At 71.7% G+C, this 15684-nt stretch carries 15 protein-coding genes and 1 riboswitch; of the genes, 9 read left to right on the top strand and 6 right to left on the bottom strand.

The window, feature by feature from the left end:
- Positions 1–80 precede the first annotated feature (80 nt).
- Positions 81–1541, bottom strand: a complete 1461-nt coding sequence (locus ABD466_RS12130; RefSeq protein WP_344657083.1) for a phenylacetate--CoA ligase family protein — start codon at positions 1539–1541, stop codon at positions 81–83.
- A 116-nt stretch (positions 1542–1657) separates the two neighbouring features.
- Here ABD466_RS12130 and ABD466_RS12125 point away from each other — a divergent pair, with 116 nt between their 5' ends.
- Genes ABD466_RS12125 through ABD466_RS12110 form a run of 4 tightly spaced genes read left to right on the top strand, consistent with a single transcriptional unit; the run spans position 1658 to position 5607 of the window.
- Complete coding sequence (locus ABD466_RS12125) at positions 1658–2698, top strand: FecCD family ABC transporter permease (RefSeq protein ID WP_344657082.1); 1041 nt, start codon at positions 1658–1660, stop codon at positions 2696–2698.
- Positions 2695–3771, top strand: coding sequence for a FecCD family ABC transporter permease (locus ABD466_RS12120; RefSeq protein ID WP_344657081.1), 1077 nt, complete (start codon positions 2695–2697; stop codon positions 3769–3771). Before ABD466_RS12125 ends, ABD466_RS12120 begins: the two co-directional genes overlap by 4 nt.
- 1 nt (position 3772) lies before the next feature.
- Entirely contained in the window at positions 3773–4600 is an 828-nt protein-coding gene (locus ABD466_RS12115) for an ABC transporter ATP-binding protein (protein WP_344657080.1), read from the top strand.
- Positions 4597–5607: an ABC transporter substrate-binding protein gene (locus ABD466_RS12110; RefSeq protein ID WP_344657079.1), complete on the top strand. Its 1011-nt coding sequence runs from the start codon at positions 4597–4599 to the stop codon at positions 5605–5607. Before ABD466_RS12115 ends, ABD466_RS12110 begins: the two co-directional genes overlap by 4 nt.
- A gap of 74 nt (positions 5608–5681) precedes the next feature.
- Here the strand turns inward: ABD466_RS12110 and ABD466_RS12105 are convergent, their stop codons facing one another.
- Positions 5682–6341, bottom strand: a complete 660-nt coding sequence (locus ABD466_RS12105) for an SGNH/GDSL hydrolase family protein (RefSeq protein ID WP_344657078.1) — start codon at positions 6339–6341, stop codon at positions 5682–5684.
- A 58-nt stretch (positions 6342–6399) separates the two neighbouring features.
- On the opposite strand from ABD466_RS12105, the gene ABD466_RS12100 reads away from it, so the two are divergent.
- The 5 genes from ABD466_RS12100 (at position 6400) to ABD466_RS12080 (ending at position 12520) form a co-directional block, all read left to right on the top strand.
- Positions 6400–7383: a quinone oxidoreductase family protein gene (locus ABD466_RS12100; RefSeq protein WP_344657077.1), complete on the top strand. Its 984-nt coding sequence runs from the start codon at positions 6400–6402 to the stop codon at positions 7381–7383.
- Positions 7384–7521: 138 nt separating this feature from the next.
- The gene (locus tag ABD466_RS12095; RefSeq protein WP_344657076.1) at positions 7522–7911 is read left to right on the top strand and encodes a PPOX class F420-dependent oxidoreductase; all 390 of its coding nucleotides are present in this window, start codon (positions 7522–7524) and stop codon (positions 7909–7911) included.
- Positions 7912–7983: 72 nt separating this feature from the next.
- A riboswitch (cobalamin riboswitch) is annotated at positions 7984–8238 on the top strand.
- Between the two features lie 127 nt (positions 8239–8365).
- Positions 8366–10753 carry a ribonucleoside-diphosphate reductase subunit alpha gene (locus ABD466_RS12090; protein ID WP_425558632.1) on the top strand — a complete coding sequence of 796 codons (2388 nt, stop codon included), beginning with the start codon at positions 8366–8368 and terminating at the stop codon, positions 10751–10753.
- 12 nt (positions 10754–10765) lie between these two features.
- Complete coding sequence (locus ABD466_RS12085; RefSeq protein ID WP_344657075.1) at positions 10766–11779, top strand: ribonucleotide-diphosphate reductase subunit beta; 1014 nt, start codon at positions 10766–10768, stop codon at positions 11777–11779.
- A gap of 15 nt (positions 11780–11794) precedes the next feature.
- Positions 11795–12520 carry a helical backbone metal receptor gene (locus ABD466_RS12080; RefSeq protein ID WP_344657074.1) on the top strand — a complete coding sequence of 242 codons (726 nt, stop codon included), beginning with the start codon at positions 11795–11797 and terminating at the stop codon, positions 12518–12520.
- On the opposite strand, the gene ABD466_RS12075 is transcribed toward ABD466_RS12080, so the two are convergent.
- From ABD466_RS12075 to ABD466_RS12060, 4 genes are all read right to left on the bottom strand, one after another.
- Positions 12499–13092: a dihydrofolate reductase family protein gene (locus tag ABD466_RS12075; RefSeq protein WP_344657073.1), complete on the bottom strand. Its 594-nt coding sequence runs from the start codon at positions 13090–13092 to the stop codon at positions 12499–12501. The genes ABD466_RS12080 and ABD466_RS12075 overlap by 22 nt on opposite strands.
- 74 nt (positions 13093–13166) lie before the next feature.
- Positions 13167–14213 carry a sigma-70 family RNA polymerase sigma factor gene (locus tag ABD466_RS12070; RefSeq protein WP_344657072.1) on the bottom strand — a complete coding sequence of 349 codons (1047 nt, stop codon included), beginning with the start codon at positions 14211–14213 and terminating at the stop codon, positions 13167–13169.
- On the bottom strand, positions 14210–14851 hold the full coding sequence (locus ABD466_RS12065; protein WP_344657071.1) for a GntR family transcriptional regulator: 642 nt from the start codon (positions 14849–14851) through the stop codon (positions 14210–14212). The genes ABD466_RS12070 and ABD466_RS12065 overlap by 4 nt, the downstream gene beginning before the upstream one ends.
- Before the next feature lie 84 nt (positions 14852–14935).
- The gene (locus tag ABD466_RS12060; protein WP_344657070.1) at positions 14936–15682 is read right to left on the bottom strand and encodes an SDR family NAD(P)-dependent oxidoreductase; all 747 of its coding nucleotides are present in this window, start codon (positions 15680–15682) and stop codon (positions 14936–14938) included.
- Positions 15683–15684: the final 2 nt, after the last annotated feature.

Genomic DNA, 15684 nt, shown 5'->3' with positions numbered 1-15684 from the left:
CCATGCCTCTCGGGAAACGTTTTTTCTGTGAACGTTCACAGCCTGGTCACGGCTTCGGAGAACGTGGGGAGAGCGTTGATTCAGGACGTCGTGTAGCGGTGTTTGACGCCCGGAGGGAAGCACTCGGGGTCCTCGAACGGCCGCAGCCGGATCTCGGGCAGTTGCCGGTCGACCGGGACGTAATGGGCGAATTCGCTGTTGAGCCGGAGCAGACCGGTGCGCACCGCCGCGGCGAGAGCCGCCGCGTCACCGTCACGGTCCGGCCCCAGTTCGGCCGTGATCCGCAAGCGGTGTTCACCGGCGGCGTCTTCGAGCACTTCGATGACGAACTTGCCGGTGAGCCAGTCGCTGACCTCCGGCTGCTCGAAACCGACCGCGATGTGCTCGGGGAAGATGTTCGCACCGAAGAAGGAGACGGTGAACAGCGAGCGGCCGAAGACGTAGACGAACGGCGACTCAGGACCCGTGTCCGCGGCGGCCGGGTCGAATCCGTGCCGGGCGCACAGATCGAGCATCTCGCGACGGCCGATGACGCCGCCCTCGTCGCCGATGTGGTAGCGGATCAGCGGGACGCCGCCGTCGGCCGTGAACAGCAGCGTGCCTTCGTGGGTCTCGAAGTACCGGCTGCCGGGGTCGTACTGGACGAGCGTCGGAAGGCGCGCGTCGCCGAAGACCTCACGCGCGAGCTCGGGGCGGCCGGCGAAGAAGCGGCGGATCGTGATCGACAGCGGCGTCTCGGTGCCGAGCACACCGGCGTCGGCCGTGCCGTAAAGCGAAGCCGTGCCGTGGGTGACGTCGGCCATCCCGACGCGCTCGGCGACGATGTCACGCCAGCGTTCGCTGAAGACCTCGCCGGCGAAGACCAGCTTGATGTCGTAGTCGGCCCACGGGATGCCCTGGGCCGCTCCGGCGTCGATCACCGTTTTGAGGAACGGCGGATAACCGAGCAGAACCACCTGCTGGAAGTGCGGGGCGAGCTCTGGCAGAACGCGAAGGATCTCGGCCTTGTTGTTGCCCGGCGCCACGGTGGTGACCGGGTAGCCCTTGGAAGCCAAGTGCCGCACACAGGCCGTCGTGAAGAGTCCGCCGACCCAGGTGCCGAGCGGAAAGCAGACGACTGCCAGAGTCCTGCGACCCTCGGCCCCGAAGCCGTCGCGGAAGACGTGCTCGAAGCGCCGCGCGACGGTGAGTTCGTCTTCGATCGATCGGGGCCAGATGGTCGGCGTGCCGCTGGACCCCGACGACACCGACACCAGGTCGCACTCTTCGAGCCGGCCGTCGCGGCAGCGCTCGGGAAGCGGATACGCGCGGTGGTAGGACTCTTTGTCCATCATCGGCAGGCGCCGGAAGTCCTCGATCGACCCGATGCCGTGGGGATCGATGCCGTGCGTCGCGAGGAACCGCTGATACGCCGGGACGGTGGCCGCCGTCCGGCGGAACAGTTCCAGGGCCGCTTGCTCCGGCGCCTCCGCCGCCCGATCGGCCGCGAAGAACGCGTCGTAAGCCTCCGCCACGCGGCGTGCCCGGATGCGATCGACCACTGGTCCTCCGGCCCTTCCCAGACTGACGAATCAGGGCCATACCGTATCCGCCGGATGAGCCGGGATCAGTCCCCGGGTTGACGAAGTTAGGCTAGCCTCACCTAAACTCTCCAACCATGCTCTCCCCCGCCCGGCCGGCGATGCCCGCGCCGACCCCCGTTCCGGCACCGCGCCGCCCTGTGCCGTTCGCCGTCGCGGTGAGTGGCGGAGTGGTCGCACTGGCCGTCTGCGCCGCGCTCAGCCTGGCGCTCGGCGCCCGGTCGATCCCGTTGCCCACTGTTCTCAGCGCTTTGTCGGGGGCCGGCCACGGACCCGACGCCGACGTCGTGACCGGCCTGCGGGTCCCGCGAACCCTCATCGGGATGTCCGTCGGCGGCGCGCTCGGCGTGGCCGGGGCCGTGGCGCAGGGCGTGACGCGGAACCCGCTGGCCTCACCGGCGACGTTGGGCGTGAACGCCGGCGCCGGGTTCGCGGTGGTGACGTCGATCTTCGTGTTCCACCTGGCACGGCCGGCGGAGTACGTGTGGTTCGCCCTGGCCGGCGCGGCCGCGGCCGCGCTCCTGGTGCACGTGCTGGCGCAGCGGCCCGGAGACGTCGACCCGGTGAGGCTCGCCCTGGGCGGCACCGTGCTGACGGCGGTGCTGGCCTCGTGGACCACCGCGCTGATGCTCGCCAGCCAGCGGACGCTCGACGAAGCGCGGTTCTGGCTCGCCGGATCGATCGGCGGCCGGGACGTCGCCGTGCTGGAACGCGTCCTCCCCTTCATCGTGACCGGCATGGTGCTGGCCGCGGTGGTCGCGCCGTCGCTGAACGCGTTGGCGTTGGGCGACGAGGCGGCCCACGCGCTGGGTGTACCGGTCGCCCGGATCCGGCAGCTCGGCGGGGCGTCCGTGGTACTGCTGGCCGCGGGGTCGGTGGCGGTGGCCGGGCCCGTGCCGTTCATCGGGCTCGCCGCACCGCACCTGGTCCGGCCGGCGGTGGGCACCGATCACCGACGGCTCATCCCCGCGTGCCTGATCGTCGGCGCGACGCTGCTCCTGGCCGCCGACGTACTGGGACGCCTGATAGCCCGGCCCTCGGAACTGGAGACGGGGATCGTGACGGCGTTCCTCGGCGCCCCGCTGCTGGCGGTGCTGGCCCGCAGGAGCGCCCGGTGACGAGCGCTCTGGTCGCGGCCCGGCGGCGGACGCTGGCCCTGTGCGGAGGCTGCGCCGCCCTGCTGGTGACGCTCGTCGGCATCGCGCTGAGCACGGGCCGGATGCCCATACCGTTCCTGGACGCGCTCCGTGCCCTGTTCGGCTTCGGCGATCCCGGGACCGTGCTGGTCGTCCAGCAGTTCCGCGCGCCGCGGGTGTTCGCCGCCCTGCTGGCCGGCGCCGCGCTGGCGGTCGCGGGCTCGATGACGCAGCGCCTGCTGCGGAACCCGCTCGCCTCGCCGGACGTCATCGGCGTCACCGGCGGCGCCTCCTGCGGGGCGGTCCTGGTGCTGGCGGCCGGCGATGTGCCGGCCGCGCTGACGCCGGCCGCCGCGGCGGCCGGCGGACTGGCCGTGGCGGCGCTGCTCGGCGCGTCGGCCTGGCGCTCGCGGGCGGCCGTGACGCGGCTGGTGCTGGTCGGCGTGGCGATCCAGCAGGGCCTGGCCGCCGTCGTGAACCTGATGATCGTCCGCTTCCCGCAGGAGCTGGCGAGCCAGGCGCTGCAGTGGACGTCCGGGTCGCTCTACGGACGCACCTGGACCGAAGTATGGGTCGCGGGCGGGGCGATCGCCGCGGTGGGATCCGTCAGCGTGCTGATGAACCGCCGGGTGGCGGTGCTCGACCTCGGCGACGAGTCGGCCGGCGGCCTCGGGCTCGACCCGCGGCGGACGCGGCTCGGACTGCTGCTGCTCGCGGTGGTGCTGGCGTCGCTGGCGGCGGCGCTGAGCGGGCCGATCGGCTTCGTGGCGCTGCTCGTGCCGCACCTGGTGCGCCGCCTCGCCGGGCCGCCGACGCCCGCCACCCTCGCCCTCACCGCGCTGACCGGAGCGGCGCTGCTGCTCGGCGCGGACTACATCGCCCTGAACCTGCTGCCGATCCACGGTCTGCCGGCCGGAGCGGTCACCGCGACGCTCGGCGCCCCTTGGCTGCTGTGGCTGTCCCTGCCCCACCGGCCCCCGGTCCCGGCTCGGCTACGCCGGGCCTTCGGACCGAGGTCGCGTAAGGGCCCGGGCATTCGGAACGAAGGAAGCTGACATGACCGCCCGCCTCGCCGCCCACGGCCTCGCCCTGCGCTATGCCGACCGCCTGGTCGTGCGCGACCTGGATCTGGAGATCCCGGCCGACGCCGTCACGGCGATCGTGGGGCCCAACGCCTGCGGCAAGTCGACGCTGCTGCGCGGTCTGGCCCGTCTGCTGGCTCCGGCCGCCGGGAGCGTGACGCTCGACGGCGCCGACATCCACCGGGTTCCCGCCAGAACGCTGGCCCGGTCGCTCGGCCTGCTGCCGCAACAGCCGGTCACACCGGAGGCGATCACCGTCGAGGCGCTGGTACGACTCGGGCGGCATCCGCACCAACGGGTGTTCAGTCCGTGGTCAAGAGCGGATCAGGAGGCTGTCGAGCGGGCACTGGAGCGGACCGGGGTCGGCGCGCTGCGCGACCGGCCGGTCGACCAGCTGTCCGGCGGGCAGCGGCAACGCGCCTGGATCGCACTGGCGCTGGCCCAGGACACCGAGCTGCTGCTGCTCGACGAGCCGACCACGTTCCTGGACCTGCGGCATCAGCTCGACGTGCTGGACCTGGTGGCCGACCTGCGCGCCGACGCCGGCCGCACCGTCGTCATGGTGGTGCACGACCTGGGCCAGGCCGCCCGCTACGCCGACCACCTCGTGGTGCTCCACGACGGTGCGCTGGCCGCCGCCGGGCCTCCGGCCGAGGTGCTCACCGCGGACCTCGTCGAGCGCGTGTTCGGCGTGCCGTGCCGTGTGGTCCCGGATCCGGAGACCGGCACACCGCTGGTCGTGCCCCTGGCGCGTCAGACCTCTGTATCCCTGCCAGCACCCGACCGACCGAGGAACCCATGATCAAGCACCGCCTGTCCGCCCTTCTGATCGCCGCGTCCCTGAGCACCGCGCTCGTCGCCGGGTGCGGCAGCAGCAGTTCCGGCACGACGCAGAACGCCGGCTCCGACACGTCTTCCGCCTCCCCCGCCTCCGACGCCCCGGCCGCCGCGTTCCCCCGCAGCGTCAAGCACGCGATGGGCACCGCCGAGATCAAGTCCCAGCCCAAACGGGTCGTGGTGCTGGACAGCGGGGAACTCGACGACGTCACCCTGCTCGGCATCACGCCGGTCGGCGCCGTCTCCCCGCACCTGAAGAGCGAAGGCGGCTTCCCGGCCTACCTGAAGAGCGAGATCGGCGGCACCGTCGACGTCGGCCCGATGACCGAGCCGAACCTGGAGCTCATCACCTCCCTGAAGCCGGATCTGATCCTGACCTCCAAGGTCCGGCACGAGAAGATCTACTCCAAGCTCAACGCCATCGCCCCGACGGTGATGGCCGAGACCACCGGCTTCCCATGGAAGGCGAACCTGGAGCTCTACGCACAGGCCCTCGGCAAGGAGAGCGAGGCCAAGGCCGCCGTGACGCGGTACGAGGCCCGGGCCGCGAAGCTCGGCGAAGCGATCAAGGCGAAGAACGGCGGCAAGCTGCCGACGGTGTCGGTGGTGCGGTTCGTCGCGGGACCGACCCGGCTGTATCAGAAGTCTTCGTTCAGCGGTGTCGTCCTGCGGGACGTGGGCCTGCCGCGGCCGGCGGCCGAGGACGTGGACCAGCTGATGCTGGAGGTCAGCCCCGAGCAGATCGGCAAGGCGGACGCCGACATCGTGTTCGTCACCACCTCCGACGACCCCTCGAAGACCAAGGAGACCGAGGTGCAGGGGACCGCGGTGTGGAAGGACCTGCCGGCGGTGAAGGAGAACCGGGTGTTCACCGTGCCGGACGAGACGTGGATGTCCGGGATCGGGGTGCAGGCCGCGGAGCAGATGCTGGGTGACATCGCGAAGGCGGCCGGGGTCGAGCTGCCGAAGTAGAGCCCAGATGTGGAGCGGGGGCGGTTTCTCGGTCAGCCGCTGATGTGGGTGTGGGCGGTACCCGCACCCACATTTCAGAGTTCGATAGCCGACAGAAACACGTCAGCAATCAGCGCGTGCCCCGCGAGGTTCGGATGGATCCGGTCATGCGACCAGTCCTCAGACCGCGTGCACCGCATCGCGTGATCGAAGACCCGCTGCGTCGCTATGTGCACCGCGTCGAACTCCTCAGCCAGACCCGCGACTGCGGCCGCGTAACGATCGCTGGTCGCGCGCTGTGGCTCCTCGCGGTCCGGCTCGATCACGTACGGGTCGGCGAGGATCAGGCGGCAGCCGGTCTCCTCGACGGCACGGCGCAGCAGTCCGCGCAGCGTCTCGACGAACTCGTCGAGCGGGACGGCGTTCTGCGGGTGGCCGTCGAACGCGCGCCAGACGTCGTTGATCCCGATCATCACCGACAGCCAGTCCGGACGCGGCGCCAACGCGTCGGTGTCCCACCGCTGGGCGAGGTGGCGCACGGTGTTCCCGCTGTTGCCGCGGTTGGTCCAGGTCAGCCGGACTTCCGGATGCCGGGCCGTCGTGAACGCCCGCAGCAGGCTGACATAGCCGTTCCCGTAGGGGGCGTTCTCCTCCCGGCGCCCGCAGTCCGTGATGCTGTCGCCGATGAGCAGGATGTGCTGACCGTCCTTGAACAACACGCGGGCCGCCTTCCGGAGTGCTGCGGGTATGGGCATCCGATCATGCCGGTATTTTCGTTCGGGCAGCAATCGGATCAAGGGAGGGGCACCCGTCATGAAGGCCGTCCAGTTCAGCGAGCCCGGCGGTACCGAGCACATCGCAGAGGTCGATGTTCCGACGCCGGAGCCCGCGCCGGGGCAGATCGCGATCGCGGTCCGCTACGCGGGCCTGAACTTCGTGGACGTCCTCGCCCGCCGCGGTGTGCCCGGCTACGCGACCGGCTGGCCGTATGTGCCGGGCATGGAAGTCGGCGGCGAGGTGGCGGCGGTCGGCGAGGGCGTCGACGGGTTCGCGGTCGGTGACGCGGTGGTGGCGTTCACGGTCGACGGCGGTGGTCTGGCCGAGACCGTGGTGGCCGAGGCCGGCCTGGCCGCGCGGGTGCCGGACGGGCTGGCCCTGGAGCGGGCCACCATCGTGCCGCTCACGTGGGCCACGGCCGTCGGGCTCGCCGACGCCGCTCATGTGTCCTCGAAGGACCGGGTCCTGGTCACCGGCGCCGGGGGCGGGGTCGGCGACGCGCTGGCGGCCGTGCTGAGCCTGCGCACTCCGCGTTGCGTCGTCGGCGGCACGAGCGCGAACTCCGCGGGCAGGCTGGCGGCGGTCTACCGTCCGGCGGTGCGGGACGCGGAGTTCGGCGCGGCGGCCCGCAAGGCCAACGACGACGAACTCTTCGACGTCGTGCTGGAGTCCATCGGCGGCGACGTGGCGTCGGCCTCGCTCGGGCTGCTCGCGCCGGGGGGCCGCTACGTCAGCTACGGCGCCGCGGCCGGTCAGCCCGACCCGGCCGCCCCGGCGCCGGCGGACCTGCGGCGCAACAACTGGACCACCGCCGGCTTCAGCATCATCAACCGGGCCCGCGCCGACGCGCGCGCCGTCGGGGCGCTCATCGCGGCGGTGTTCGCGCTCGCCGAGGCGGGCTCGGGATGGGAGCTCCCGGCGCCGCGGGTGGTCGCGTGGGACGAGGCGATCGACGCGCACATCGCGCAGGCCGAGAACCGCAGCCCGGGCAAGACCGTCGTCGCCGTCCGGGGTTCCTGAGCCGCTCCGAGGCCCGCCCGTCCACGGGAGAACCGGAACCGGGTCGTGGATGGGCGGACCTCGCACGATCAGGGATCGTGATCGCTGCGTGTCGGATCGCGACTTGCGGGGTCGCACCGGGCCGGATGGAGTGGAGCCATGTCTGTGATCCCCGAGTCGCACGCCGACCTGCTCGAGCGCCCCGTCTTCTGTCACCTGGCGACCATCCGCGCGGACGGGAACCCGCACGTGAACCCGATGTGGTTCCTGTGGGACGGCGAGTTCCTGTCGTTCACCACCTCGACCAAGCGTGCGAAGTACAAGGAGCTCAGCGAGCGCCCGAACGCCGCGGTGTCGATCAACGACCCGGACGCGCCGTACCGGTACCTGGAGTTGCGCGGCACCGTGGAACGGATCGAACCGGACACCGAGGGTGCCTTCTTCGCGGTGCTGGCGGACCGTTACTCGCTGCCGATGGACGGCCCCGTGGGCGACGCTCCGTACCGGGTGCGGATCTACCTGCGGCCGACGCACGCGACGTTCCAGTAGCAGCTCTCAGCACGCCCCGGTAGCCCTCTGACATACAGCATGTTGATTGTGAATTAGAGCCCGCCACAAGATATGGTGTCCGACGCAGCTGGTTCGGCCGTCCGCTCGCAGCACGGGCGGCGGCCGAGGCAAGAGGGAACCCGGTGCGAGTCCGGGACTGCCCCGCAGCGGTGAGTGGGAACGACCGCCGTCGTGCACACTGGGCCGGCGGCGCCTTCGGGCGCCGGCGCCGGCCTGGGAAGTGACGGCCAGTAGGTTCCGGGTCCGGGAGTCTCCGGTCCCCGGACGCCCGCGAGTCCGAAGACCTGCCAGCGGTGCCGCGCCCGGACATGGGGTGCGGCCGGTCCGAGGCCGCGCGGGACGGCTGACGGCGAAGGGCGCCGCGCTGCCGCGCGCCTTCTCGTCTCCTCGCGCACGGTCCGGATCGGGACCTACGACTGGCGAGGAGAGGGTTGTGACGGTCACGCAGGTCGGGATCGATGTCGATGCCGGCACGGGGTCGGGCGGGGCGGAGCCGGCGACGCCGCCTCCGGCGGGGACGGCGACGGTCTCCGAGCGGTCCCTGGAAGCGGCCGTCACGCGCTGGGCCGCCGGCCTCCCCGACGTCGACCCGGGCCGCGTCGCCCGCAAGACCTTCGCCGGCCTGCCCGCCGGCGCCGGCCCGGCCCAGGCCGCCGAGCTGGCCGTGCAGTGCGCGGCCGAGCTGATCGGCGAGGAGCCGCAGTACTCGAAGCTGGCGGCGCGGCTGCTGGCGGCGGTGATCGCGGACGAGGCCGCGGGGCAGGGCGCGGTGGCGTTCAGCGCGGCGATCGCCGTCGGGCATCGGGAGGGCCTGATCGGCGATCTCACCGCCGCCTTCGTCGCCGCGGAGGCCGAGCGGTTCGACGCCGCCATCGACGGGGACGGCGATCTCCGCTTCGAGTACTTCGGGCTGCGTACCGTCTACGACCGCTACCTGCTGCGGCACCCGGTCACCCGCCGGGTCATCGAGACGCCGCAGCACTTCCTGCTGCGGGTGGCCGCCGGGCTGTCGGAGCAGGCCGAGGAGGCGATCGGCTTCTACCGGCTGATGTCCTCGCTGGCCTACCTGCCCAGCTCCCCCACGCTGTTCAACTCGGGCACGCGGCACACCCAGATGTCGTCCTGCTATCTGGTCGACTCCCCGCGCGACGAGCTCGACTCCATCTACGCGCGCTACCACCAGGTGGCACGGCTGTCGAAGTTCGCCGGCGGGATCGGCATCGCCTTCTCGCGCGTGCGGGGGCGCGGCGCGCTGATCCGCAGCACCAACGGCCGCTCGAACGGGATCGTGCCGTTCCTGCGCACGCTGGACTCCTCGGTCGCCGCGGTCAACCAGGGCGGACGCCGCAAGGGCGCGGCGTGCGTCTACCTGGAGCCGTGGCACCCGGACATCGAGGAGTTCCTGCAGCTGCGGGACAACACCGGCGAGGACGCGCGCCGCACCCACAACCTGAACCTGGCGAACTGGATCCCGGACGAGTTCATGCGCCGGGTCGAGGCGGACGCGCTGTGGTCGCTGATGGACCCGGACCAGGTGCCGGAGCTGCCGGACCTGTGGGGCGAGGCGTTCGACGCCGCGTACCGCCGGGCCGAGGCCGAGGGCCGTTACGTCCGGCAGCTCCCGGCGCGCGAGCTCTACGGCAGGATGATGCGGACGCTGGCGCAGACCGGCAACGGGTGGATGACGTTCAAGGACGCCTCGAACCGGCTCTGCAACCAGACCGCGGAGCCGGGCCCCGGCGAGAGCCGGAACACGGTGCACCTGTCGAATCTGTGCACGGAGATCATCGAGGTGTCCTCGGACGCCGAGACCGCGGTGTGCAACCTGGGGTCGGTCAACCTGGCGGCGCACCTGACCGCGGACCGGTCGGCCGTGGACTGGGACCGGCTGCGGGACACGGTCCGCACGGCGGTGGTGTTCCTGGACCGCGTCATCGACATCAACTACTACCCGAGCGAGCAGACCGCGGCGTCGAACCCGCGGTGGCGGCCGGTCGGGCTGGGGCTGATGGGGCTGCAGGACGTGTTCTTCGCGCTGCGGCTGCCGTTCGACGACCCGCGGGCGCGCAAGCTTTCGACGCGGATCGCCGAGGAGATCTACCTGACGGCGCTGGAGACGTCGGCCGGGCTGGCCGAGCGGTTCGGCGCGCACCCGGCGTTCGACCGGACCCGGGCCGCCGGGGGCGCGCTGCAGCCGGACCTGTGGGGCTCGGCGACGTCCCCGGCGCTGGCCGCCCGGTGGAGCGCTCTGCGTTCCCGCGTGGCCGCGACCGGCCTGCGCAACTCGCTGCTGGTGGCGATCGCGCCGACCGCCACGATCGCCTCGATCGCGGGCTGCTACGAGTGCATCGAGCCGCAGGTGTCGAACCTGTTCAAGCGCGAGACGCTGTCCGGGGAGTTCCTGCAGATCAACAGCGCGCTGGTGAGCGAGCTGAAGGCGCTGGGGCTGTGGACGCCGGCGGTGCGGGACGCGATCAAGCGGGCCGAGGGGTCCGTGCAGGACATCGAGGCGCTGCCGGCGGAGCTGCGGACGCTGTACCGGACGGCGTGGGAGCTGCCGCAGCGGGCGCTGATCGACCTGGCTGCGGCGCGGGGGCCGTTCGTGGACCAGTCGCAGTCGCTGAACCTGTTCCTGGCGGCGCCGACGATCGGGAAGCTGTCGTCGATGTACATGTACGCGTGGAAGGCCGGGCTGAAGTCCACGTACTACCTCCGGTCGCGGCCGGCGACGCGGATCCAGCAGGCGACGGTGACCGTCGCCTCGGAAGAGGCCGTCGCCTGCTCGCTGGAGAACCCCGAAGCCTGCGAAGCCTGCCAGTAAAGGAAGCCTTTGATGCTGCTCGACCCCGGTCTGGACCTGACCTTGCGCCCGATGCGCTACCCGCGTTTCTTCGACCGCTTCCGTGACGCGATCAAGAACACGTGGACCGTGGAGGAGGTGGACCTGCACAGCGACCTCGCCGACCTGGACCGGCTCTCGGCGGCCGAGCGGCACCTGGTGTCGCGGCTGGTCGCCTTCTTCGCCACCGGCGACACGATCGTCGCGAACAACCTCGTGCTGAACCTGTATCAGCACGTGAACAGCCCCGAGGGGCGGTTGTACCTGTCGCGGCAGCTGTTCGAGGAGGCCGTTCATGTGCAGTTCTACCTGAACCTGCTCGACACCTATGTGCCCGACGAGGACGAGCGGGCGGCGGCGTTCGCGGCGGTGGAGAACATCCCGTCCATCCGGCGCAAGGCGGAGTTCTGCTTCCGCTGGATCGACTCGCTGGGTGCTCTGCAGCGGCTGGAGACGCGGGAGGACCGGCGGGCGTTCCTGCTGAACCTGATCTGCTTCGCGGCGTGCATCGAAGGGCTGTTCTTCTACGGCGCCTTCGCCTACGTGTACTTCCTGCGTTCGCGCGGGTTGCTGCACGGGCTCGCGTCCGGGACCAACTGGGTGTTCCGAGACGAGTCGATGCACATGGCGTTCGCGTTCGACGTCGTGGAGACGGTGCGCGCCGAGGAGCCGGACCTGTTCGACGAGGAGATGGCGCGGCAAGTGCGGCAGATGCTCGCCGAGGCGGTGGAGTGCGAGACGCAGTTCGCCGAGGACCTGCTCGGGGGTGGGCTCGGGGGCAGGAGCGGAGTGCCGGGGCTGCCGGTGGCGGACATGCGCGGGTATCTGGAGCACGTCGCCGACCGGCGGCTGGTGCAGCTGGGGCTGGAGCCGCTGTACGGCGCGGCGAACCCGCTGGCGTTCATGGAGCTGCAGGACGTGCAGGAGCTGTCGAACTTCTTCGAGCGGCGGGTCTCGGCGTACCAGGTCGCGGTCGCCGGTAGCGTCTCGTTCGACGACGACTTCTAGAAGGAAGGCCCGGGGATGCCGGTACGGCGCGTGGTGTCGCTGGTGCCGTCGCTGACCGAGGCGATCGCGGCGACGGCGCCGGAGCTGCTGGTCGGTGCGACCGACTGGTGCACGCATCCGGCGGACCTGGCGGTCGAGCGGATCCGCGGGACGAAGAACCCTGACGTCCCGCGGATCGTCGGGCTGCGGCCTGATCTGGTCGTGGCCAACGAGGAGGAGAACCGCGCTGTCGATCTCGACGCTCTCCGGGGCGCCGGGATCACCGTGTGGGTCACGCAGATCAGGACCCTCGACGAGGCCTTCGTCTCGCTCGACAGGATGCTGACCGAGGCGTGCGGCCTGGACCGGCCGGACTGGCTGGACCGGGCCGAAGCCGCGTGGGCCGCCCTCCCGGCACCCGGGACTCCGGTCCCGGCGGTCGTCCCGATCTGGCGCCGTCCGTGGATGGTGCTGGGCCGGGACACGTTCGCCGGGGACGTCCTGGCCCGGCTCGGCGTGCGCAACGTCTACGCCGGCCACGCCGAGCGCTATCCGAAGGTGCCGGTGGAGGAGCTGCGCGCGAGCGGCGCCGAGCTGGTCGTGCTGCCGGACGAGCCGTACGCCTTCACCGCCGCCGACGGGCCCGAGGCGTTCCCGGGCCTGCCGTCGGCGCTCGTCTCCGGGCGGCACCTGACCTGGTACGGGCCGTCGTTGCAGGAGGCCGCCGAGGTGCTGCGGCGTCAGCTGCGCTCCACGCTGTAGCGCAGCAGGACGTTGTCCGAGCCCTCCCAGGTGCGGGTGCCGACCAGCTTCAGCGCCGGGGCCTTGCCGCCCTCGAACGCCGCGATCCCGTCGCCGAGCACCACCGGGCCGACCATCAGGTGCAGCTCGTCGACCAGGCCGGCGGCCAGCAGATCGGCCCACAGCGTGTGGCTGCCCCACATCACGATGTCGCCCTCGGTCTCGTCCCCCCGCTTCAGCCCGGCGACGACGGCGTGCGCCTCCGCGCGCCGGACGATGGTGGTGGTGTCGGTCCACGGCGCGGTCTGGTCCATGGTGAGGGTGTCGGAGACGACGACCTTGGCGACGGCGTCGTCCAGGCGCGAGAATTCCTGCTGCACCGGGCCGAACGCGTCGTTGCCGTCGACCATGGGCCAGAAGCCCTTGAAGCCCTCGTAGGAGCGGCGGCCGAGCAGAGTGGTGCCGGCGGTGCGCATGCGCTCCAGGTTGTACTCGTCGAAGGCGTGGTCCATCGGCAGGACCATGACGTCCTCGCCGGGGCCTGCGACGTAGCCGTCGAGGGACATGATCGCGATGACGATGAGCTTGCGCATGGGGTGCCTCCCGTGAGGTGTGGCGTGCGCCTCTCGCACGCTTCACCGGGGTAGAGACACCGGACCCCGCGGACTCATCGGTCTGGGGCGAGATTCTCCGAGAATATTTCGGGGATCCCGAACCGGCGCGGCAGCTCCGGGTCCAGGAAGGCGCTGACCTGCGCGATCCGGCCGTCCCGCAGGGTGAGCAGGTTGATCGCGCCGAGGCGGAACGGCCCGCCCGGCGTCCGCTGCTGGTAGCAGGCGAAGCCGAGCTGGCCGTTGACCGGGATCGGGCGCAGCTTCCACGGCGTGGCGAAGACGCCCCCGGCGAAGAAGCCGGCCACGTCGTCCCGTCCGTCGAACCAGGCCGGCAGCGGCGGCATGGTGAAGCGCACGTCGGCGGTGAGGAGGTCGACGAGGGCGTCGACGTCGGCGTCCTCCCACGCCTTCACGAAGCCGTCGACCAGGGCGCGGACACCGTCCGGGCCGAGCTCGGCCAGCTCGGACCGCTGCCGGGCCGGCGCGGCGTCGGGCTGTGCGGCCATGGTCTGCCGCGCACGCTGCAGGGCGCTGTTGACGGAGGCGGTGGTGGTGTCGAGCAGTTCGGCGACGTCGGCGGCGGAGAACTCGAGCACCTCGCGCAGGATCAGCACGGCCCGCTGGGTCGCGGGCAGGTGCTGGAGCGCCGCGACGAAGGCCAGCTCCACCCCCTCACGCCGGAGGTACGACTCGGCGGGATCCGGCCAGGGCTCCAGCCACACCGGCTCGGTGACCGGCTCGCCGAGGTCGTCGCCGACCGTGCGGGAGGGGCCGAAGTCGGGCGACAGCAGCCGGCGCGACCGCTGCGAACCCAGCCGGATGCACGCGTTGGTGGTGATCCGGTACAGCCAGGTCCGCACCGAGCTGCGCCCCTCGAAGGCCCCCAGCCCCCGCCACGCGCTGAGCAACGACTCCTGCACCGCGTCCTCGGCGTCGAACGGCGAGCCGAGCATGCGGTAGCAGTGCGCGGTGAGCTCAGGGCGGTACGGGGCCATGAGCTGGTCGAACGCCGCCGGGTCGCCGGCGCGGGCGGCGGCCAGGAGGGACGGCTCCCGGTCCGCGCCGGCGTCCGGGTCCAGGGGGCTGGGAGCGTCGCTCACGTCCCCAGTTTCTCCAGGATCCGGTGCATCCCGCTCTCCCAGTTGGCCTTCAGCGCGTTGATCGCGCCCGCCACGTCCTCGGCCAGCAGGCACTCGGCGATCCGCTCGTGCTCGGCCGCCGAGCGCTCCATCACCTGGCGGTCGCCGACGACGACGCGCTCGTAGCGGTGCATCGTCAGCTTCAGGGTGGTGATGAGGTCCATGAGGCGGTCGTTGCGGCAGCCGGACAGGAGCTGGTCGTGCCACTCGTCGTCGTAGCGTTCGATGACGCCGAGTTCGGCCTGGGGCGCGGAGAAGGCGTGGGCCTCCTCCAGCAGGCGGGGGGCGATCCGCTTGAGGTGCTCCGGGGAGGACAGCTCCAGGGCCAGGGATTCCAGGGTGGCCACGATGGTGGTCAGGTCGCGGAACTCCTGGGGGCTCATCGGGGCGAAGCGGAAGCCCTTGCCGCGTTCGCTGATGATGATGCCCTCGCGCTCCAGGCCGATCAGGGCCTCGCGGAGCGGGGTGCGGCTGACGCCGAGGTCGGCGGCCAGGTGGACCTCGTTGATCGGCTGGTCCGGGTCGAACTCGCCCCGGCCCAGGCGATCCAATAGCACGTCCTTGATCTGCTCACGTAGCGGACGCCGCTCGATCGCCATCCCGAAGTCACCTCTCCTGCTCCACCCGTCCGCCACATTGTTCCGCACCGCGCGCCGGTTTCCGGCCCCGACGCCGGTTTCCGTTCACGCCGTTCCGGCGCCGTCCACGGCGATCACCGCGCCGCTGACGAACGCCGCGGCGTCGCTGGCGAGGAAGGCCACCGTCTGGGCGATGTCGCGGGGCTGGCCGATGCGGCCCAGCGGCCGGTCGGCGGCGTCGGCGTAGAAGGCGTCGACGCTCTCGCCGAGCTGGCGCGCCTCGTCGGCGAGCATCCCGGTGGCGGTGTCGCCGGGGCACACGCAGTTCACGCGGATGTTCGCCGGGCCGTGGTCGATCGCCATCGCCCGCGTCATGTTGACCACGGCGCCCTTGGAGGCGCAGTACGAGATGGCGCTCGCCCCGCCCTTGATGCCCCAGCCGGAGCCGGTGTTGACGATGCTGCCGCCGCCGGCCGCCGCCATGAGCGGCACCACCCGGCGGCTCATCAGCAGGATCGACTTCACGTTCACGGCCATCACCAGGTCCCAGTCGTCCTCGGCGATGTCCAGCACGGTCGAGCGCCGGATGATCCCGGCGTTGTTGAAGAGCACGTCGACGCCGCCGTGCCGTTCGACGGCGGCGGCCACCACGGCGTCGCAGTCGGCGGCCTGGGAGACGTCGCACCGGACGAACGCGGCGCCGATCTCCTTCGCGGCCTCCTCCCCGAGGTCCGGGTTGAGATCCGCGATCACGACGCCCGCCCCGAGTTCGGCCAACAGGGTGGCGGTGGCCCGGCCGATGCCGGAGGCGCCGCCGGTGACGATCGCGGTCTTGCCGGTCAGGTCGATCATGG

Source organism: Catenulispora subtropica, assembly GCF_039531675.1.
GTDB lineage: Bacteria > Actinomycetota > Actinomycetes > Streptomycetales > Catenulisporaceae > Catenulispora > Catenulispora subtropica.
This window is presented reverse-complemented; position numbering and strand designations above follow the sequence as displayed.

Bases quoted from the DNA above. Each gene is read 5' to 3' on its own strand.
- ABD466_RS12080 (WP_344657074.1), top strand. From the start codon at position 11,795: ATGCCGGTACGGCGCGTGGTGTCGCTGGTGCCGTCGCTGACCGAGGCG.
- ABD466_RS12100 (WP_344657077.1), top strand. From the start codon at position 6,400: ATGAAGGCCGTCCAGTTCAGCGAGCCCGGCGGTACCGAGCACATCGCA.
- ABD466_RS12075 (WP_344657073.1), bottom strand. From the start codon at position 13,092: ATGCGCAAGCTCATCGTCATCGCGATCATGTCCCTCGACGGCTACGTC.
- ABD466_RS12085 (WP_344657075.1), top strand. From the start codon at position 10,766: ATGCTGCTCGACCCCGGTCTGGACCTGACCTTGCGCCCGATGCGCTAC.
- ABD466_RS12060 (WP_344657070.1), bottom strand. From the start codon at position 15,682: ATGATCGACCTGACCGGCAAGACCGCGATCGTCACCGGCGGCGCCTCC.
- ABD466_RS12105 (WP_344657078.1), bottom strand. From the start codon at position 6,341: ATGCCCATACCCGCAGCACTCCGGAAGGCGGCCCGCGTGTTGTTCAAG.
- ABD466_RS12115 (WP_344657080.1), top strand. From the start codon at position 3,773: ATGACCGCCCGCCTCGCCGCCCACGGCCTCGCCCTGCGCTATGCCGAC.
- ABD466_RS12065 (WP_344657071.1), bottom strand. From the start codon at position 14,851: ATGGCGATCGAGCGGCGTCCGCTACGTGAGCAGATCAAGGACGTGCTA.
- ABD466_RS12095 (WP_344657076.1), top strand. From the start codon at position 7,522: ATGTCTGTGATCCCCGAGTCGCACGCCGACCTGCTCGAGCGCCCCGTC.
- ABD466_RS12125 (WP_344657082.1), top strand. From the start codon at position 1,658: ATGCTCTCCCCCGCCCGGCCGGCGATGCCCGCGCCGACCCCCGTTCCG.
- ABD466_RS12110 (WP_344657079.1), top strand. From the start codon at position 4,597: ATGATCAAGCACCGCCTGTCCGCCCTTCTGATCGCCGCGTCCCTGAGC.